At 73.9% G+C, this 19,112-nt stretch carries 20 protein-coding genes; 14 read left to right on the top strand and 6 right to left on the bottom strand.

Annotated elements, in window-relative coordinates:
* The first annotated feature begins 35 nt into the window (after positions 1–35).
* From KSK32_RS09410 to KSK32_RS09395, 4 genes are read left to right on the top strand one after another with little or no spacing between them, the layout of a single operon-like run.
* Positions 36–794, top strand: a complete 759-nt coding sequence (locus KSK32_RS09410) for a methyltransferase domain-containing protein (RefSeq protein ID WP_216930474.1) — start codon at positions 36–38, stop codon at positions 792–794.
* Between the two features lie 40 nt (positions 795–834).
* Positions 835–2,001: an acyl-CoA dehydrogenase family protein gene (locus tag KSK32_RS09405; protein ID WP_216930467.1), complete on the top strand. Its 1,167-nt coding sequence runs from the start codon at positions 835–837 to the stop codon at positions 1,999–2,001.
* Between the two features lie 45 nt (positions 2,002–2,046).
* Positions 2,047–3,099 (top strand): type III polyketide synthase, encoded by a 1,053-nt coding sequence (locus tag KSK32_RS09400; RefSeq protein ID WP_216930459.1) that lies wholly within the window; start codon positions 2,047–2,049, stop codon positions 3,097–3,099.
* A gap of 39 nt (positions 3,100–3,138) precedes the next feature.
* Complete coding sequence (locus KSK32_RS09395) at positions 3,139–3,741, top strand: hypothetical protein (RefSeq protein ID WP_216930457.1); 603 nt, start codon at positions 3,139–3,141, stop codon at positions 3,739–3,741.
* Between the two features lie 82 nt (positions 3,742–3,823).
* On the opposite strand, the gene KSK32_RS09390 is transcribed toward KSK32_RS09395, so the two are convergent.
* On the bottom strand, positions 3,824–4,519 hold the full coding sequence (locus KSK32_RS09390; protein ID WP_216930456.1) for a hypothetical protein: 696 nt from the start codon (positions 4,517–4,519) through the stop codon (positions 3,824–3,826).
* Positions 4,520–4,847: 328 nt separating this feature from the next.
* Here KSK32_RS09390 and KSK32_RS09385 point away from each other — a divergent pair, with 328 nt between their 5' ends.
* From KSK32_RS09385 to KSK32_RS09365, 5 genes are all read left to right on the top strand, one after another.
* Positions 4,848–5,333, top strand: a complete 486-nt coding sequence (locus KSK32_RS09385) for a CarD family transcriptional regulator (RefSeq protein WP_013288937.1) — start codon at positions 4,848–4,850, stop codon at positions 5,331–5,333.
* A gap of 53 nt (positions 5,334–5,386) precedes the next feature.
* Positions 5,387–6,082, top strand: a complete 696-nt coding sequence (gene ispD / locus KSK32_RS09380; RefSeq protein WP_216930454.1) for a 2-C-methyl-D-erythritol 4-phosphate cytidylyltransferase — start codon at positions 5,387–5,389, stop codon at positions 6,080–6,082.
* Positions 6,083–6,207: 125 nt separating this feature from the next.
* On the top strand, positions 6,208–6,690 hold the full coding sequence (gene ispF / locus KSK32_RS09375; protein WP_120572822.1) for a 2-C-methyl-D-erythritol 2,4-cyclodiphosphate synthase: 483 nt from the start codon (positions 6,208–6,210) through the stop codon (positions 6,688–6,690).
* 56 nt (positions 6,691–6,746) lie between these two features.
* Positions 6,747–7,958: a tetratricopeptide repeat protein gene (locus tag KSK32_RS09370; protein ID WP_216930452.1), complete on the top strand. Its 1,212-nt coding sequence runs from the start codon at positions 6,747–6,749 to the stop codon at positions 7,956–7,958.
* Positions 7,959–8,003: 45 nt separating this feature from the next.
* Positions 8,004–9,044: an NAD(P)-dependent alcohol dehydrogenase gene (locus tag KSK32_RS09365; protein ID WP_216930450.1), complete on the top strand. Its 1,041-nt coding sequence runs from the start codon at positions 8,004–8,006 to the stop codon at positions 9,042–9,044.
* Positions 9,045–9,098: 54 nt separating this feature from the next.
* Here the strand turns inward: KSK32_RS09365 and KSK32_RS09360 are convergent, their stop codons facing one another.
* Positions 9,099–10,265, bottom strand: a complete 1,167-nt coding sequence (locus tag KSK32_RS09360) for a homogentisate 1,2-dioxygenase (RefSeq protein WP_216930448.1) — start codon at positions 10,263–10,265, stop codon at positions 9,099–9,101.
* Between the two features lie 94 nt (positions 10,266–10,359).
* Between KSK32_RS09360 and KSK32_RS09355 the strand changes: the two genes are divergently transcribed.
* From KSK32_RS09355 to KSK32_RS09335, 5 genes are all read left to right on the top strand, one after another.
* Positions 10,360–11,226 (top strand): hypothetical protein, encoded by an 867-nt coding sequence (locus KSK32_RS09355; protein ID WP_216930446.1) that lies wholly within the window; start codon positions 10,360–10,362, stop codon positions 11,224–11,226.
* 31 nt (positions 11,227–11,257) lie between these two features.
* Positions 11,258–12,457, top strand: coding sequence for a fumarylacetoacetase (fahA, locus tag KSK32_RS09350; RefSeq protein WP_216930438.1), 1,200 nt, complete (start codon positions 11,258–11,260; stop codon positions 12,455–12,457).
* Between the two features lie 179 nt (positions 12,458–12,636).
* Positions 12,637–12,846: a DUF397 domain-containing protein gene (locus tag KSK32_RS09345; RefSeq protein ID WP_194801919.1), complete on the top strand. Its 210-nt coding sequence runs from the start codon at positions 12,637–12,639 to the stop codon at positions 12,844–12,846.
* Positions 12,847–12,956: 110 nt separating this feature from the next.
* Positions 12,957–13,439 carry an SRPBCC family protein gene (locus KSK32_RS09340; protein ID WP_216930437.1) on the top strand — a complete coding sequence of 161 codons (483 nt, stop codon included), beginning with the start codon at positions 12,957–12,959 and terminating at the stop codon, positions 13,437–13,439.
* Between the two features lie 67 nt (positions 13,440–13,506).
* A complete protein-coding gene (locus tag KSK32_RS09335; protein WP_216930435.1) occupies positions 13,507–14,760 on the top strand; it encodes a PQQ-binding-like beta-propeller repeat protein in 1,254 nt (417 codons plus the stop codon).
* A 121-nt stretch (positions 14,761–14,881) separates the two neighbouring features.
* Here KSK32_RS09335 and hisC read toward each other — a convergent pair whose 3' ends face one another.
* From hisC to hppD, 4 genes are read right to left on the bottom strand one after another with little or no spacing between them, the layout of a single operon-like run.
* Complete coding sequence (hisC, locus tag KSK32_RS09330) at positions 14,882–15,985, bottom strand: histidinol-phosphate transaminase (protein WP_216930427.1); 1,104 nt, start codon at positions 15,983–15,985, stop codon at positions 14,882–14,884.
* Positions 15,982–17,043: an RDD family protein gene (locus tag KSK32_RS09325; RefSeq protein ID WP_216930425.1), complete on the bottom strand. Its 1,062-nt coding sequence runs from the start codon at positions 17,041–17,043 to the stop codon at positions 15,982–15,984. The genes hisC and KSK32_RS09325 overlap by 4 nt, the downstream gene beginning before the upstream one ends.
* 55 nt (positions 17,044–17,098) lie before the next feature.
* Entirely contained in the window at positions 17,099–17,803 is a 705-nt protein-coding gene (locus KSK32_RS09320) for an RDD family protein (RefSeq protein WP_216930423.1), read from the bottom strand.
* Positions 17,804–17,813: 10 nt separating this feature from the next.
* Positions 17,814–19,019: a 4-hydroxyphenylpyruvate dioxygenase gene (gene hppD, locus KSK32_RS09315; RefSeq protein WP_216930420.1), complete on the bottom strand. Its 1,206-nt coding sequence runs from the start codon at positions 19,017–19,019 to the stop codon at positions 17,814–17,816.
* Positions 19,020–19,112: the final 93 nt, after the last annotated feature.

The following is a 19,112-nucleotide window of genomic DNA, read 5'->3' as shown; positions in this document are numbered from 1 at the left end:
TGGTCGTTACCGGTCAGTCGTGCCACGCTCGACGCATGCCCGACGCGTCGCCGGTGTCCACTCCGTACCGGGTGCTGCCGCCGAACGACCCCCGGCAGTACGACGATCTGGCCGGCGAGTGGTGGCGGCCGGACGGCGCGTTCGCGATGCTGCACTGGCTGGCCCGGGCGCGGGCGGCGCTGGTACCAGCGGCGTCCACGCCGGACGACCTGCTCGTCGACCTGGGCTGTGGCGCCGGGCTGCTGGCGCCGCACCTGGCCGGCAAGGGCTACCGCCACGTCGGGGTCGACCTGACGCGCTCCGCGCTCGACCAGGCCGCCGCGCACGGCGTGACAGTGGTCCAGGCCGACGCGACAGCCGTGCCGCTCGCCGACGGCTGCGCGGCGGTGGTCTCCGCCGGGGAACTGCTGGAGCACGTACCGGACTGGCGGCGGGCGGTCGCCGAGGCGTGCCGGCTGCTTCGCCCGGGCGGCCTGCTGGTGCTGGACACGCTCAACGACACGCTGCTGGCCCGGTTGGTCGCGGTGGAGCTGGGCGAACGGCTGCCCACGGTGCCGCGCGGCATCCACGACCCACGGTTGTTCGTCGACGCCCGCGCGCTGGTCGCCGAGTGCGCCCGGCACGGCGTGTCACTGGCGGTACGCGGGGTCCGGCCGGAGCTGGGCGGCACGCTGGCCTGGCTGCTGCGTCGGATGCGCCGCGGTGCCGACCGTCCGGACAGGACTGAGCCGCGCATCGTGCCGACCCGGTCGACGGCGGTGCTGTACCAGGGCTGGGGGCGCCGGGGCGGGTAGCCGGGGCCGCCCGGGGTAAAGGACGCGAGAAGGGGGCGACATGACTGTGTACGCGCTGGAGGCGGCCCGCCGGTTGGCGCCGCGACTGGCCGCCCGCGCGGCCGAGCACGACCGGGACGGCTCGTTCCCCGTGGACGACTTCGCGGATCTGCGGGCGGCCGGGCTGTTCGGCCTGATGGTGCCGCCCGAACTGGGTGGTACGGGCGCGAGTTTCGCCGAGTACGCCGCGGTCGCCACCGAACTGGCCCGGGGCAACGGCGCGACCGCGCTGGTGTTCAACATGCACGCCTCGGTCACCGGCGCGCTGGGCGCGGTCACCGAGGAGTTGGCCGAGGCGCTCGGCGTACCGGACGAGGCGCTGGCGGCGCGGGACCGGCTGCTGCGCGCGGCGGCCGACGGCGCCTGGTACGCGGTCGCGATGAGCGAACGCGGCGCCGGCGCCCGGCTGTCCCAGCTCAGCACCGTCTACGAGCCGGTCGAGGGCGGCTGGCACATCAAGGGCAGCAAGACGTTCTGCTCCGGCGCCGGCCATCCGGACGGCTACCTGGTGGCCGCCCGCAGCGCCGCCGACCAGTCGGTGGTGTCGCAGTTCCTGGTCCCGGCCGGGGACGGGATCACCGTCGAGCCCACCTGGGACTCGCTCGGCATGCGGGCCACCTCCTCGCACGACGTGCACCTGGACGTGACGGTCCCGGCCGACCGGCTGCTCGGCGGCGTCGAGGGACTGGCCCTGGTCGTCGCCCAGCTCATGCCGCACTGGCTGGTGGCGAGCTACGCGGCGGTCTACGTCGGCGTGGCCCGGGCCGCCGTCGACGCCGCGGCCGAGCACCTCAACGCCCGCAACCTCGCCGGCCTGCCCGCCGTACGGGCCCGCCTGGGCCGGGCCGACGCGGCCACCGCCGCCGCCGAACTGGTGGTCGCCGAGGCGGCCCGCCGGGTCGACGAGGCGCCCGGCGACGCCGAGACGAACCGCTGGGTGTGGCGGGCCAAGCTGCTCGCCGGCACCACCGCCGCCGAGGTGGCGGCCTCCATGCTGGAGGCGGCGGGTACGTCGGCGACCCGGCGCGGGCATCCGCTGGAGCGGCTCTACCGGGACGCCCGCTGCGGCTCGCTGCATCCGGCCACATCCGACGTGTGCGCCGACTGGCTCGGCATCGCCGCGCTCGGCGGTGACCCGGACCGGGACAGCGCGCTCCCTCGTTGGTGAGCAGGAGTCGGTGCGAGAGGTGAGGGAGGGCTAAGGGTGGGGGACGTGGGCATACCGGTGATCGCGGGTCTGGGTACGGCGCAACCGCCGGCCGCGAGGCAGGACGAACTGTGGACGGGCTTCTTCGCGGGGCACTTCCAGGGGAACACCCGGGCGCTGGCCGAGCGGATCTTCGCGAACTCGGGCGTGACCCGGCGGCAGGCGGCGGTGAATCCGCTGCTGGAGGACGTCTCGGAGTGGCCGACCGAGCGCCGGATGCGCCGATACCAGGTCGAGGCGCTGCCGCTGGGCAAGGAGGCGGTCAGCCGGGCCCTCACCGCCGCGGGCCTGGACGCCGCCGACGTCGGCCTGTTCATCGTCTGCTCGTGCACCGGGTACGCCACCCCGGGGCTGGACATTCTGCTCGCCCGGGATCTGGGCATGTCCCCGAGCACCCAGCGCATGTTCGTCGGGCACATGGGCTGCTACGCGGCCCTGCCCGGACTGGGCGCGGCGAGCGACTTCGTCACCGCCCGCGGGCGGCCCGCGCTGCTGCTCTGCGCGGAGCTGACCAGCCTGCACATCCAGCCGCCGGGTGCCCGGGTGGACACCCAGCAGATCGTGTCCCACGCGCTGTTCTCGGACGCCGCGGTCGCCGCCGTGGTCGTCCCCGGCGGCCGGGGGTACGCGCTGCGCGAGGTCACGTCGGTCACCGACACCTCCACGGCCGACCACATGACCTGGGACGTCACCGACACCGGGTTCCGGATGGGGCTGTCGCCGAAGGTGCCGCAGGTGCTGTCCCGGCACGTGCGGGATCTGGTCGACGACCTGCTGGCCCGGCACGGGTGTGAGCGCTCCGACGTGGACGGCTGGGCGGTGCACCCGGGCGGGCCGCGGATCCTCAACGTGGTGGAGCGCGAGCTGGCGCTGCCGCCGGACGGGCTCGCCGCGTCCCGGGGGACGCTCGCCGAGCACGGCAACTGCTCGTCCCCGACCGTGCTGTTGATCCTGGACCGGCTGTGGCGTACGGAGCCGTCGCCGCCGCGCTGGGTGGTGATGCTCGCGTTCGGGCCGGGACTGACGCTCTACGCGGTGCTGCTGGAACGGGTGGGCTGACGGCTCGCCCCGTCTGGGCCGCGCGGATACGCTGCCGTCATGGCCTCCGACGAGCGGGACGGGCGGGTACCCCTGACCGTCCTGACCGTTCTGGCACTGGGGGCTGGCGCGGCCTGGTGGCGGGCGGCGGCACCGGAGCCGGGTGCGGCCACGGCCGTGCCGGCGCCGCCCGCGAGCGTCGAACCCATCGCCCGCGCCTGGCGGGTCGACCCGTCGACCGGTGACGCCTGGCCCGCACGCCAGGGTGGCGATCCGACGCTCCGGGCGCGCCGTGGGCCGGCCGCCGAGCCGGACCGGTCGGTGGTGATGCGGGTAGAGGCGAACGGCGCGGCGCGAGTGCTCCAGGTGTCGCACGTGGTGTGGCGGGAGACGTCCGATCTGACGCCGGACGGGCCGCCCGTCGTACGGCAGGTGAATCCCTCGCGGGGCGACGACTACCGGCTGACGGTGAGCTGCTCCGGGGACGGGGCGGTCGCCGTGCAGCTCTCCGGTGCGGGGTCCGGCGACGCGCGTCGGTTCCTCCGGTGCGGCGGGCGGCTGGAGCTGCCCTTGCTGGGCGGCACCGGGGCGCCGGTGCTGGTGCGGTTCACCGGTGTACGCGGCCGGGCCGAGCTGGACGCCCGGCTCGAAGCGCTCTACTGACCGTTGTCGCGCGCCGGGCACCGGCGGCTCCCGGTCCTCGGACCGGCAGCTCCCGCCCAGGCGGCGCTCTCGGGACCGCCTGTCAGCCGCCCAGCCGGGCCAGGTCGGCGCCGTAGTCCGACAGCGGGCCCAGCTCCGGTACCACCCGCACAAGCGAGCCCTGCCGGTCCACGAGCACTGCGGCGGCGGTGCCCGGGTGGGCGGACAGGTGCAGATAGGACCGCAGGCCGCCGGCCGGGTCGCCGAGCGGGCGTACCCCCGGGACGCTCGCGGGCCCGGCGCTGCGGCCCTCGGTCACGGTGACCACCGTGACGCCGGGCGGGGCGGCGCGCGCCGCGGTGCCGACCTGCTCGCCGCAGGCGCAGGCGTCGACCAGGATGATCATGGCGGGCAGAAGGCTGCGCAGCGGCACCGGCGTGTCGTCCGCGCCGACCAGGTCCAGCGCGGGCAGCGGGCCGACCGGTTGCGGCGCGGTGGTGGAGCGGGGGAGCACCGTCGGCGCGCCGGGCCGGGTGGTGGCACGCGGCCAGGTGACGGCGGCCAGCCCGGCGAGCGTGACCAGCACCGACACGAGCAGGATCAGAATCGGCAGCCCGAGGCGGGCCGGACCGGTACGGCGGCCGGAACCCTGCCGTGCGCGACGCAGCTCCCGGCGGACCTGCCGGGCCTCGTCGGCGAGCGCCGAGGCGTCGTCCGGGACGACCACCCGGCCCCACTCCGGAGGCAGGCCGGGCAGTCCGTCCGGCGGCCCGTGGCCGTCAGCGTCAGGCACGCCCATCGGACCCCCAGGAACGTCTCGGTGAGCGGACGTCACGTCCCTCACCAGCGTCCCGCACCGGCCGCCGTAACGCCACACCTGGGCGCGGACGGAGTTGCGGAGCTACCATGGGAGGAGCGCATTGCCCTAGATCTGGACGCTCCCGTCACCCGTTACCGGGCTGTCACGTGTTCCTCACGGAGCGTGTCGAAAGCATCGGTTTGACCGCCTGTCAAGCTGAAGAAATACCTCTCACAGGGCCCCTGAGCTGCGCCAACGGTCAGGACAGCGGTGAGACATCGGTGCCTGAGCGTGTTACTCTAGACACAGCGAAAGGGGTTTCGAACCTATGGTTTTCAGTGTCGGCGAGACCGTTGTTTACCCCCACCACGGGGCCGCACTCATCGAGGCAATCGAGACTCGGGTCATCAAGGGCGAGCCCAGGGAATACCTCGTCCTGAGGGTCGCACAGGGTGACCTGACGGTCCGGGTGCCCGCTGAGAACGCCGAGATCGTGGGTGTGCGCGAGGTGGTTGGCGAAGAGGGCCTGGGCAAGGTCTTCGACGTGCTCCGTGCACCGCACACCGAGGAGCCGACCAACTGGTCGCGGCGTTACAAGGCGAATCTGGAGAAGCTGGCCTCCGGTAACCCGCTGAAGGTGGCCGAGGTCGTCCGCGACCTGTGGCGCCGGGAGCGGGAGCGGGGCCTGTCGGCGGGCGAGAAGCGGATGCTCGCCAAGGCTCGTGACATCCTCGTCGGCGAGGTCGCGCTGGCGGAGAAGAGCACCAAGGACGAGGCCGAGACGCTGCTCGACAAGGTGCTGACCGAGGCCTGATCCACGCCTCTGCCTCTACCCACCCCGCAGCGAACGAATCCGAGGACCGCGACGTGACCGCGCAGCTCAATCCGCGCGGTGACGTCGCGGTCCTCGTTCCTGCGGCCGGTGCCGGGGTACGCCTCGGACCCGGCGCCCCGAAGGCACTCCGGTTGCTCGCCGGCGAGCCGCTGCTGGTGCACGCGGTCCGCCGGATCGCCGCCGCGCCCTCGGTGCACACGATCGTGGTGGCCGCACCGGCGACCGAGGTCGAGGCGGTGCGCGCGATGCTCGCCCCCGTGGCCCCGGTGACGGTGGTGCCCGGTGGCGCCGAACGCCAGGCGTCGGTGGCGGCGGCCCTGGCGGCCGTACCGGCCGGTCCGGAGATCGTCCTGGTGCACGACGCGGCCCGCGCGCTCACCCCGCCCCACCTGGTCGAATCGGTGGCCGGGGCGGTCCGCGACGGGTGCCACGCCGTGATCCCGGTGCTGCCGGTGGTCGACACGATCAAGGAGGTCGACGCGGCCGAGCGGGTCCTCGGCACCGTCGACCGATCCGCGTTGCGCGCGGTGCAGACGCCGCAGGGCTTCCGCCGGTCGGTGCTGGTCGCGGCCCACCGGTCGGCCGGTGACGCGCTGACCGACGACGCGGGCCTGGTCGAGAAGCAGGGGATCGCGGTGACCTGCGTACCCGGCTCCGAGCTGGCCCTGAAGATCACCCGCCCGTTCGACCTGGCCCTCGCCGAGCACCTCCTGACCACAGGCGCCTGACGCTCGCGGCTTCCGAGATCTTGGTACGAAACGGCCCCCCGAGGGGCCCTTTGCTACCAAGATCTCTCTCGACGTTCGGGTTGATGCCCTCCGGGGGTGCGCGGATGTCCGCGTACCCTCTGGTCATGATCGTTCCTCGGGTTGCAGTCGGCACCGACGTGCACGCGTTCGCGGCCGGGCGGCCCTGCTGGGTCGCGGGCCTGCACTGGCCGGACCAGGACGGCCTGGCCGGCCACTCCGACGCCGACGTGGCGGCGCACGCCGCCTGCAACGCCCTGCTCTCCGCCGCCGGCCTCGGTGACCTGGGCGCGAACTTCGGGGTGGACCAGCCCGAGTGGGCGGGCGCCTCCGGCGTGGCGCTGCTGACCGAGAGCGCACGCCGGGTACGGGCGGCGGGCTTCCGGATCGGCAACGTCTCGGTGCAGGTCGTCGGCAACCGCCCCAAGATCGGCCCGCGCCGGGAGGAGGCGCAGCGGGTGCTCTCCGAGGCGGTGGGCGCGCCGGTGACCGTCTCCGCCGCCACCACCGACGGCCTCGGCTTCACCGGGCGCGGGGAAGGGCTGGCCGGGATCGCGGTGGCCCTGGTCTACGAGGCTCCGGCCGGCTGAGGCGGTGACCGGGACGGTGGCGAGCCGGTTGGGGCGGGGCGGATACGCTCGCCGGGATGCCGAGTGACGCCGCTCCCGACCAGTCCGCCGCCGACGGTTACCTGCAACGCGCCCACCTGCTCGCCGAACTGGGGCGCTACGACGAGGGGATCGGCGAACTCACCGCGCTGATCGCGACCGAGCCCGGGCACGTACCCGCGTTGACCATGCTGGCCCGGATGCACCTGGCCGCCGACCGGCCCGCCGAGGCGCTCGCCGCCGCCGAGGCCGCAGTAGCGGCCGCAGGCGGCCTGTCCGCCCCTGAACCGCCCGCCTTCGGGACACCGGCCGCGGAGATGTCTACCCGCGACATGCCTGGCGCCGTGCCGCCTGCTGCCGGGGTGCCGGCCGACGAGACGCCCGCCCGAGAGACACCCGGCGTCGAGACGCCCGCCCGAGAGGCGGCCGGCACGGACACGCCCGCCGGTGCGATGCGCAGCACCGGGGCGCGCAACGCCGGGGAGGCCGTGCCGGCGCTCGTGGCGCGCGGGTTCGCGCTGCTCGACCTGGAGCGCTGGAAGGAGGCCGCGGCGACCGCCGACGAGATCCTGGCGCGCGCGCTGGGTGACGCGTATGCGCAGCGCAGTGCCGCCGCCATCCTCTCCGCGTCGCGCAACGGGCAGGCGGCGCTGGACGCGGCGTGGCGCGCGGTGGAGCTGTCGCCGGACGAGCCGGAGGCGCACCTGGTGCTGGGCCTGGTCGCGGTGCGGCTGCAACTGTTCGACCTGGCCGAGCGGGCCTACCGGGAGGCGCTGCGGCTGGACCCGGAGCTGGGCGAGGCGGGGCAGGACGTGGGTGTGGCCCGGCTGGAACGACGCCGCTACGCCGAGACGCTGGAACACCTGACCGCGATGGCCGACCTGCCGGTGGCTCGTCCCGACCCGGTCCGGACGGTGGACGCCGGCATCCGGCGTCTCCTGCTGTCGGTGGCCGGGTTGTCCCTGGTCGCGAGCGTGCTGGCCGGCGCACTGGCCCCGGCCTCGCCGGGCGCGTCCCGGCTGTTCGCGGTGCTGGCGGTGGCCGGGACGGCGGTGCTGCTGCGACGCCCGGCGACGTGGCGGCCCGGCCTGCGGGAGGCGATGGCGCGTGGCCTGGTCGTGCCGGTCTACGCGGCCGCCGCCGCGGTGGTGCTGCTGCTCGCGTACGCGTTGGTCGGCGGCCCGTGGCCGCTGGTCGGGGCGATCACCGCGTCGGTGGTGGCCGGATTCACCGCGTTCGCTCGCCGGTGAGGGGGTAGGAGGATCGGAAACACCGGCTGAAGGAAGCGGGAACCAGTGCTCACCGTCAAGGCATACGCGGCGACGTCCGCGACCGATCCGCTCGCCCCGACGACCATCGAGCGTCGGGACCTCGAACCGGACGACGTTCTCATCGACATCAGGTTCTCCGGCATCTGCCACTCCGACATCCACACCGCGCGCAGCGAGTGGGGCCCGACCCGCTACCCGATCGTGGTGGGCCACGAGATCGCGGGCGTGGTACGTGAGGTCGGCTCCGCGGTCACGAAGTTCGCCGTCGGCGACCGGGTCGGCGTCGGCTGCCTGGTCGACTCCTGCCGGGAGTGCGACAACTGCCGCAAGGGGCTGGAGCAGTACTGCCTGAAGGGCAGCACCGGCACGTACGGCGGGGTGGGCCGGGACGGCAAGCCGACCCAGGGCGGCTACGCGCAGGCCATCGTGGTCACCGAGGACTTCGTGCTGCGCATCCCCGACGGCATCGAGCTGGACGCGGCCGCGCCGCTGCTCTGCGCCGGCATCACCACGTACTCGCCGCTGCGGCACTGGAACGCCGGGCCGGGCCGCCGGGTGGCGGTGATCGGCATGGGCGGTCTCGGCCACATGGCCGTGAAGCTGGCCCACGCGATGGGCGCCGAGGTGACTGTGCTGTCGCAGTCGCTGAAGAAGCGGGAGGACGGGCTGCGGCTCGGCGCCGACCACTACTGCGCGACCTCGGACGAGGACACGTTCACCACCCTGGCCGGCTCGTTCGACCTGATCATCAACACGGTGAGCGCGACCCTCGACATGGACGCGTACCTGCGGCTGCTCGCAGTGGACGGGACGCTCGTCAACGTGGGTGCCCCGGAGAAGCCGCTGTCGGTGCACGCGTTCTCGCTGATCCCGGCCCGCCGGTCGTTCGCCGGGTCGAACATCGGCGGCATCGCGGAGACCCAGGAGATGCTCGACTTCTGCGCCGAGCACGGGCTGGGCGCAGAGATCGAGGTGATTCCGGCCGGCAAGATCAACGAGGCGTACGAGCGGGTACTCGCCTCCGACGTGCGCTACCGCTTCGTCATCGACGCGTCCACGTTCTGACGACCGCGTGCGAAGGGGCCGCGTCCGTGCCGGGCGCGGCCCCTTTCGCGTACGTCAGGACTTGCGCGCCCAGGTCCAGGCGTAGCCGTCGTCCTCGCAGGCGGCGGCCGCGTCGCAGAGGTCGAGCGGGCGGAACGTGTCCACCATGACCGCCAGTTCGTCGAAGAACTCCGCCCCGATCGAGCGCTCGGCGGCGCCCGGCTGCGGGCCGTGGGTGAAGCCGGACGGGTGCAGCGAGATCGAGCCCTGCTCGATGCCGGAGCCGCGCCGCGCCTCGTAGTTGCCGCCGGTGTAGAACAGCATCTCGTCGGAGTCGACGTTGTGGTGGTTGTACGGCACCGGGATGGCGGCCGGGTGGTAGTCCACCTTGCGCGGCACGAACGAGCAGATCACGAAGTTCGGGCCCTGGAACGTCTGGTGGACCGGCGGCGGCTGGTGGATCCGCCCGGTGATCGGCTCGAAGTCGTGGATGGAGAACGCCCACGGGTACATGTGCCCGTCCCAGCCCACCACGTCGAACGGGTGGTTGGCGTATACGTACCTCGTCCAACCACGCCGGTGCCTGACCAGCACCTCGACCTCTTCGCCGTCGACGAGCAGCGGGGTGTCCGGTCCCCGGACGTCGCGCTCGCAGTAGGGCGCGTGCTCCAGGAACTGCCCGCGTACGGAGAGGTAGCGCTTGGGCGGGCCGATGTGGCCGGCGGCCTCGACGGCGAGCAGCCGGGTCGGCTCGTCGCCGGTGGGCACCAGGCGGTGGATGGTCGAGGTGGGGATGACGACGTAGTCGCCCGCGACCGCGTCGAGCACGCCGAACGGCGACTCGACCCGCAGGGTGCCCGACTCCAGGTAGAGGCAGTGGTCGCCGGTGGCGTCGCGGAACAGCGGCGACGGCCGGTCGGCGAGCACGTACGCGATGCGTACGTCGTCGTTGGCGAGCAGGTACTGCCGGCCGAGCACGGGGTCCGCGCCGGTGCCGTCGAGCTTGTGCGTGCGCAGGTGGCGCGGCTTGAGCGGCAGGTTCGGCACGCGGGTGACGGTGGGCGGGGCGTACTCCTCGGCGGCGAGGATCGCGGTCGGCGCGTGCCTGTGGTAGAGCAGCGACGAGTCGGAGGAGAAGCCCTCCTGGCCGACCAGTTCCTCGGCGTAGAGCGTGCCGTCGGGCTGGCGGAACTGGGTGTGGCGCTTGCGCGGCACGTCGCCGACGCTGCGGTAGTACGGCATCTCGCCTCCCGATATGTCCCGTTCTCCGGCCGGTGGCGTTCGATAATCGGACGCTGTTGTCCGTTCCTCGTAGCGTCCCGTACATTCTTGTCTCGTGTCAACGCAGGTGCCCCGCCTCCTCTCCGGCCTGGTGGACGACGCCGCGGTCTTCCCGCCCGGCAACGCCGCGCTGCCCGACGCGGTGACCGCGCACCGCACCCACCGCGCCGCCTGGTACGCCGCCATGGTCGGCCCGCTGCTGCTGCCCGCCTCGGAGATCCAACGCGGCTCGCTGAACGGCCTGGTGGACCCGGCCGAGGGCCTGGTGATCGGGCTGATCGGCGACACCGGCCTGGACCAGCTCCCGCAGGCGCTGGACGCGCTCGCGCCCGACGGGGTGACCGCCCGGCAGATCGAGGCGCCGGTGGCCAAGCGCGGCGAGGACCCGCAACCCGGACTGTCCGAGCTGATGACGCTCGCCGGCCGGCTCGACGGCACCGCCGTGTACGCGGAGATCCCGCTGACCTTCGGGCTGATGGGCGCGCTCGACACGCTCGCCGAGGCGCGCGCCGGCGGGCTGCCGGTGGCCGCCAAGTTCCGTACCGGCGGGCTCGCCGCCGAGCTGTTCCCCACCCCGGTCGAGCTGGCCGCGGTGATCTGCGCCTGCCGGGACCGTAAGCTGCCGTTCAAGCTCACCGCCGGGCTGCACCACGCGATCCGGCACCGCGACCCGGAGACCGGCTTCAACCACCACGGTTTCGTCAACGTGCTGGGTGCCACGCTCGCCGCCGTCGGGGGCGCCGAGGTGGACGGCGTGGCCGAGCTGCTCGCCGCCACCGACCCGGTACGTGTGGTCGAGCCCGCCCGGGCGCACCGCGACGCCGAGCGCCCGCTGTGGGTCGGGTACGGCTCGTGCAGCATCTCCGAACCACTGACTGATCTGATCCGGCTGGGGCTGGTGAACGGAGGCTACGAGGCATGAGCGAACGCACCGAGCGAAGCGGAGTGCTGGCATGACCTGGGTACCGGGGGCGGCGGGGTCGCCGTACGGGGTGACGAACCTGCCGTACGGCGTGTTCCGGCACGGTGAGGGCGAGCCGCGCGTCGGCGTCCGCATCGGTGACTTCGCGCTGGACCTGGCCGGCGCGGAGGCCGCCGGTCTGGTGCTGGCCGGCGGCGCGCTGGGCCGGCCGGCGCTCAACGCCTTCATGGCGCTCGGCCGCCCGCAGTGGACGGCCGTCCGGCAGCGGGTCGTCGAGCTGCTCACCGAGCCGGAGCACCGGGCGGCGGTCGAGCCGCTGCTGGTGCCGCTGCGCGAGGTCGAGATGGCGCTGCCGTTCGAGGTGGCCGACTACGTCGACTTCTACTCCTCCGAGCACCACGCCTCGAACGTCGGGCAGATCTTCCGGCCGGGGCAGCCGCCGCTGCTGCCGAACTGGAAGCACGTGCCGATCGGCTACCACGGCCGGGCCGGCACCGTGGTCGTCTCGGGCACCCCGGTGACCCGCCCGACCGGTCAGCGGGCGAGCGCGCAGGGCCCGACCACCGGCGCCTCGGTCCGGCTGGACATCGAGGCCGAGGTGGGCTTCGTGGTGGGCGTCCCGAGCCGGCTCGGCGAGCGGGTGCCGGTGGCCGACTTCGCCGACCACGTCTTCGGTGTGGTGCTGGTGAACGACTGGTCGGCCCGGGACATCCAGGCGTGGGAGTACCAGCCGCTCGGACCGTTCCTCGGCAAGTCGTTCGCCACCTCCGTGTCGGCGTGGGTAACGCCGCTGGAGGCGCTGGCCGACGCGTTCGTGCCCGCGCCCGACCAGGACCCGCCGGTGCAGGACTACCTGCGCGACACCCCGCACCTCGGGCTGGACCTGACGCTGTCGGTGGAGTGGAACGGCGAGCGGGTCGCCGAGCCGCCGTTCGCCGGCATGTACTGGACCCCGGCGCAGCAGCTCGCGCACCTCACCGTCAACGGCGCGTCGCTGCGGACCGGCGACCTCTACGCCTCCGGCACCGTCTCCGGTCCAAAGCGCGGTCAGGTCGGGTCGTTCCTGGAGCTGACCTGGGGCGGGTCCGAGCCGGTCAAGTTCGCCGACGGCAGCGAGCGGACGTTCCTGGAGGACGGCGACACGGTGACGATCACCGCCACCGCGCCCGGGCCGGACGGCACCACAGTCGCGTTGGGCGAGGTCACCGGGGCGATCCTGCCGGCCCGCTGACATCCGACCTTCCGAAACGGCCCCGGTCGCACCCGATGTGCGACCGGGGCCGTTTCCTTCGGCGTTGATCGCTCCGGATCACGTACGCCCCGGGACGGCGGCTCCCGGTCGAACCGGAGCCGCCGGTGGTGCCGGGTCGGGGGGCGTACCCGCGGAAGCCGGAACAGGAAGGACCGAGCATGACCGAGTTGACCGGTGCCGTCTGGCGCACCAGCAGCCGCTCGAACGACCAGGGTCTCTGCGTCGAGGTGGCGACGAACGTGGTCGCCGCGCACGGCGTGGTGGGCGTACGCGACTCCAAGGACCCGGACGGTCCGGCGCTCGCGGTGAGCCCGCCGGGCTGGGCCGCGTTCGTCACCGCGCTGCGGGGCGGCACGTTCGGAGGCTGACCGCTTGCGCCACACCGGTGCCCCGGCCCGGGGCACCGGTGGTGGAAATGTCACCGGGAGGCTCCCCGTTTCCGCTCACGGCCCGTACCGTGTACGACACGGGAGGTGCCATGTCGACGGTGACGGTTTCCGCATTCATCGAAGCGCAGGACGCCGACCTGTGGCGGCTGCTCACCGACCTCCCGGCCCGCGCCGACTGGCTCTCGGCGGTGGACGCGGTCGAGGTTCTCGGCGCCGGCGGGTTCGGGCCGGGCACCGCGTGGCGGGAGACCCGCGTCCGGCCGGACGGCGGCACCGAGCCGGAGGAGTTCGAAGTGATCGAGGCGGTCGCGCCCGGCCGCCTCGTGCTCGGGTCGCGCGGCGCCGGTGCCGACTACCGGATCACCTGGACGCTGCGCACCGTCGAGCGGCGGCGGCGCGGCTGCACCGAGGTCACCGTCGAGCAGGAGGCGGTGCCGACCCGGGCGTACGGGCGGGTGCTGGCCCTGATCCTCGGCGGCCTGGCCGCCCGCGCGGTCGAGGGCGCGCTCCGGCGTGACCTGGCCGACCTGGCGCTGGCCGCCGGTCCCGCCCGGTCCACCGAGGCCGCCTGACCCGACCCGGCCGCTCCCCGCACCCGGGCCGCACGCGGCCGGTAGGGTGCCGGGGCGGAGGTGACGGATGGCGAAGGCCGCGAGGCGGCGGGCCGTGGTGGCGCTGGTGGCGGTGCTCGCCGTCGCGGCGTCGGTCGCCGTGGTCGTCCGGGTGCTGGCGCCCGCCGAGGTCGACACCGCAGCCCGGAAGCCCTACCCGGCGGCGCCCGCGCCGACCGCGGGGGTGCTCGCGCGGTTGCCGGTGGCGCCGCTCGTCGTGGACGGCCGCCTCCGCGTCTACGCGGGCGCCCGTCAGGTGTACGCGGACCAGCCGGTCACCGGCCGGCACCGGGTCTCCCCGTTCTGGTCCTTCCGCCGCTGGCCGGCGAAGCTGGTCGGAGTGCTCGCCGAGGGGACCACTGTGGTCAGCCGCTGGTCCGACGGGAAGCTCGTGACGCTCGACGCGCGTACCGGACGGGTGGCCTGGCGGGCGGACGGCCCGCAGCCGGGGTCCGTGCCCGAGCCGCGACGCACCTTCGCCGCCACGGTCTGGGATCCGGCCGGCCTGCACGTGGCACGCACGGCCGACGGGCGGACGGTGCTGCTCGCGGCCGGTCCGGGCGGCATCGGCGGGTACGACCTGACCGACGGTCGCCGGCTCTGGCGTGCGGACGTGAGCCGGGGTTGCCGGTCCGACGTGGGTACGACCGCCAGCGGTGAGCTGGCCGGGGTAGACCGCTGCGACGGCCCGGCCACGGTCGAGCTGCGGGACGCGGCGACAGGTACGGTGCGGACCCGCTGGCGGCCGCCGGACGCGCCGGAGCAGCTCGTCGTCACGCCGGTGGGCTGCCGCGACGGGCACTCCGGTTGTCGCGGACTGCGTACCGCCGGTCCGGACGGCGCGGGCAGCCGGGGCTGGCTGGTGACCGACCCGGGCGAACCGGCCCCCGCGCCGGGCCTGGACCATCCGGACGCGGTGCTCGACGGTGAGCGGGCGGTGGACACGTCCGGCCCGGTGGTGGTCGGGCGCTCGGCGCGTACCGGCGAGGAGCTGTGGCGCCGGCCGGACATCCATCCGGCCCGGGTGCTCGCGACCGAGCCGGGGCGGGTGCACCTGCTGACGGACCGGCGGGAACTGGTCACCGTCGACCCGCTCACCGGTACGACCCGGTCGAGTTTCGTGCTCGAACTGGGACGGGACGGGATCGGCTGGCGGCCGGGCCGGGCGTACGCGGTCGACGGCTACGTCGCTGTGGAGCGGCTGCGGGAGAGCGCCACTGCAGAGGACGACGACCAGGGTTACTTCCTGATGGCGGAACCGGTGCTGTTGGCCGTGACCTGATCCGGCGGGTCAACCCCAAAAACGGACAAAAGCACCTATAGTGCTCTTGTCTGATCGGTTGGACGAAGACGCCCGGCGCCGGTCCGTAGGGGGTTGACGGACCGGCGCCGGGCGCGCCCGGTCAGGCCAGAGCGGCCTCGGCGGCGGCCAGGAACGCGTCGTTCTCGGCCGGGGTGCCGATGGTGACCCGGACGCCGTCGCCCGGGAACGGGCGGACGATCACGCCGCGCGCCTCGCACGCCCGGCCGAACTCCACCGCCCGCTCGCGCAGCGGCAACCAGACGAAGTTGGCCTGGCTGTCCGGCACGTCCGGGACGAACTTGCGCAGCGCCTCGGTGACCCGGTCCCGCTCGGCCACGACCAGCGCGCAGCGCCGCTCCACCTCGTCGGCCTGCGCCAGCGCGGCCAGCGCGCCCGCCTGGGCGGCCATGCTGGTGGAGAACGGGGTGACCACCTTGCGCACCGCGGCGGCCACCTCCGGCGCCGCGACCAGCCAGCCGATCCGCAGACCGGCCAGGCCCCACGCCTTGGACAGCGTGCGCAGCACCGCCACGTTCGGCCGGTCCAGGTAGGTGAGGCCGTCCGGCACCTCGGGGTCGGTCACGAACTCTCGGTACGCCTCGTCGATCACCACGAGCACGTCGTCCGGCATCGCGTCGAGGAAGCGGTCCAGCTCGGCCCGGCGCACCGCCGTACCGGTGGGGTTGTTCGGGTTGCAGACCAGGACCATCCGGGTCCGGTCGGTCACCGCCGCCGCCATCGCGTCCAGGTCGTGGCCGTGGCCGGCGTCGTTCGGCACCCGCACGCTCGTCGCGCCGCTGGTCGCCGCGATGATCGGGTACGCCTCGAACGAGCGCCACGAGTAGAGCAGCTCGTCACCGGGCAGGCAGGTGGCGCGGACCAGGTGCTCGGCCAGCGCCACCGAGCCGCAGCCGGTGGCGATCCGGTCGGCGTCCACGCCGTACCGCTCGGCGAGCGCCTGACGCAGCGCCACCACGCCCATGTCCGGGTAGCGGTGCGAACCGGCGACGGCCTCGGCGACCGCCTCCACCACGCCCGGCAGCGGGCCGTACGGCACCTCGTTGCTGGCCAGCTTGATCGCCTCGGCCAGGCCCAGCTCCCGGGCCAGGTCCGCCGGGCTGCGGCCGGGCACGTAGTTGGGCAGCGCGTCCAGGTCGGCGCGGGTGAGCCGCAGCGCGGGCTGGTGGCGTCCGGTCTCGGTCATGGGGTGTCTCCCGGGGTGTCGGCGCTCTCGGGCGGGGCGGTGCTGGTGTCACGCTTGCGGGGGAGCTGGACCACCACCGTCTGCGCCCGCTTGTCGTGCAGGGCCTGGCGCAACGGTTGGTCGAACAGGGGTGAGATCGCGTCGATGAGCTGGAGCAGCAGGCCCAGCCCGCAGCAGTACCAGAGCAGCGTCGGCAGGCCGAGCGTGCTCCAGCGCCGGGTGGCCCGCCCGAAGCCGAGCGGCTGGTCCGCCTCGACCGGCAGCGCGCGGACGCCCATCACCCGCTTGCCGAAGGTCTGCCCGCGCGCCGCCATCGACGGCACCTCGTACGCGTACCAGAGGGCGGTGGCGATCACCAGGATGGCGATCTGGAGGCCGCCGGCCTGGTCGTCGATCTGGGGCAGCCCCTCGGTGGACGTGTCACCGTTGAGCGCCCGGCGTACCGATTCACGCAGGTACGGGGAGACGGCCTCGACGTAGCGCCAGACGAACCAGCCGTTGACCACGGCGTTGAGCAGGAACACGATGCCCAGGTCGATCAGGCGCGCGACCAGCCGGGCGCCGTACGACGCCAGCGGCAGCCCGTGCGGACGCGGGATCGGCTGCGCGCCCGGCCAGTGCGGGTACGGCCAGCCCGGCGGCGGTCCCTGCATGCCCGGCCCGGCCTGTCCCGGCTGTCCGGCCTGTCCCGGCTGTCCGGCCTGTCCCGGCTGTCCGGGCTGACCCGGCTGTCCGGGCTGGCCCGGCCAGGGGTTCGGTCGGCCCGGCTGTCCCGGCCACGGGCCGGCCTGTCCGGGCTGACCCGGCTGACCCGGCCACGGGCTCGGTGCGCCCGGCGTGCCGGACGTCGGGGTCGCGTCGGGGCGGCCGGGACCGGAGGCCGGCCTGTCGGCGGCGGGCGCCGGGGCGGCCGGCGCGGGCTCCGGTTCGGCGGGCGGCGGGCCGTCGGGCGGGGTGACGTCGACCGGGATCGGCGCGCCGATCCAGCCCTCGCCGTCCCACCACCTGCGGGTCTCCGTGTCGGCGGGGTCGACGTACCAGCCGGGTTCCAGACTCACGATGCCGTCCTCGTTCGCGACTGCGGGGCTCGCAGGCCCGGCTCACTCCTCGCGCTCACGGGGCAACCTTAACGACGACCGTTCCGGCGAACTTGTCGTGGAGGCACTGCTGCCAGGGCTTGTCCCACAGCTGCCAGAAACCGTCGAGGTAGCTGAGGAACGGCACGAACATCCCGCCGGCGAACTCGACGAGCCAGCGCCTGCCGAGCACGCCCCGGGTCAGCGCGGCGTCCGGCTGCACCGGCACGATCCGCAGCTTCATCACCTTCTTGCCGAGCGTCTGCCCGGTCCGGCGGGCGTATTCGACGTGGTAGACCCAGTAGAAGGCGAGCATCAGCAGCAGGACGCCGAGCTCGGCGGCGAGCAGCGGCAGGAAGACGTCCGTCCAGAACGTCGCCGGGTCCGGTCCCTCCGGGCCGGCCTGCTCCATCTCGTTGATCATCCGGAAGAAGATCAGGAAGAAGACCGGCACGAACAGCACCAGTGCCACCGCCGTGGCGACGGCGGTGTCGATCAGGTACGCGAGCAGCCGGTCGCCGAAGCTCGCCAGCGGCTGCCCGTTCGGCGCCACCGGGGGCGGGACGGGCGCCGGGGCGTACCCGGGCGGGGGGTAACCGGGCGGCGGGTAACCGGGCGGGCCGGCGTACCCCGGCGGAACGTGCTGTGCGGGCACCGCCGGTCCGCCGGGCGGCGCGAAGCCGCCGCCCGCGGGTGGAGGACCGGCGGGCGGCGGCGTCGGGTTCGGAGGAGGCTGGGTCACGCGGACAGTGTTACAGGTTCCCGCGCTTCTCCTGCTCGCGCTCGATCGCTTCGAACAGGGCCTTGAAGTTGCCCTTGCCGAAGCCGAGCGAGCCGTGCCGCTCGATCAGCTCGAAGAAGACGGTCGGGCGGTCCTGCACCGGCTTGGTGAAGATCTGGAGCAGGTAGCCGTCCTCGTCCCGGTCGACCAGGATCTTGCGGGACTGAAGCTCGTCGATCGGCACCCGGACCTCGCCGATGCGGGCGCGCAGCTCCGGGTCCTCGTAGTAGGAGTCCGGGGTCTCCAGGAACTCGACACCCGCGGCGCGCATGGCGTCCACGCTGGCCAGGATGTCGTTGGTGGCCACCGCGATGTGCTGGGCGCCGGGGCCCTGGTAGAACTCCAGGTACTCGTCGATCTGCGACTTCTTGCGGGCCACGGCCGGCTCGTTGAGCGGGAACTTCACCTTGCGGGTGCCGTTGGCGACGACCTTGCTCATCAGCGCCGAGTAGTCGGTGGCGATGTCGTCGCCGATGAACTCGGCCATGTTCGAGAAGCCCATGACGCGCTTGTAGAACTCGACCCACTCGTCCATCCGGCCCAGCTCCACGTTGCCGACGACGTGGTCGACCGCCTGGAAGAACCGCTTCGGCTGGATGCCGGCGTCGATCATCGGCTGCCGGTTCACGATCGGGCCGCGGGCCACGAACCCGGGCAGGAACGGACCGGTGTAGCGGGACCGGTCGATCAGGCTGTGCCGGGTGTCGCCGTACGCGGCGATGGACGCCATCCGCACGGTGCCGTGCGCGTCGCTGACGTCGTGCGGCTCGACCAGGCCGGTCGCGCCCTGCGCCACGGCGTGCGCGTACGCGGCGTCGACGTCCGGCACCTCCAGCGCGATGTCGGAGACGCCGTCGCTGTGCTTCGCCACGTGCTCGGCGCCGTCGGCGTCCGGGCGTACCGCGCCGGTCAGCACGAAGCGGGCCGAACCGCTGGTCAGCACGTACTGCGCGTGGTCCCGGTAGCCCTGCTCCGGCCCCCGGTACGCCACGCAGGTCATGCCGAACGCGGTGGAGTAGTAGTGCGCGGCCTGCTTGGCGTTGCCCACCAGAAAGTGGACGTGGTCCATGCCCTTGACCGGGAACGGGTCGCGGGTGATGTCGTGGTCGACTGCGCCGACGAGAGCGTCGACGTCGACCTCCTCGGTCGACTGGGGTCGGTCGATCGCCTGGGTCATGGTGGCCTCCCTCGCGTACCGGCCGGCCTCGTGGGCCGCCGTGGATGTGCTCTTCCGGCGAGGATCCACGGACCGCGGCAAGTTGGGCAACAG

The organism is Micromonospora sp. WMMB482, from assembly GCF_019038635.1.
Classification (GTDB): Bacteria; Actinomycetota; Actinomycetes; order Mycobacteriales; family Micromonosporaceae; genus Micromonospora; species Micromonospora marina.
The sequence above is the reverse complement of the archived record's forward strand: the minus strand, read 5'-3'. Positions and strand labels throughout refer to the sequence as shown.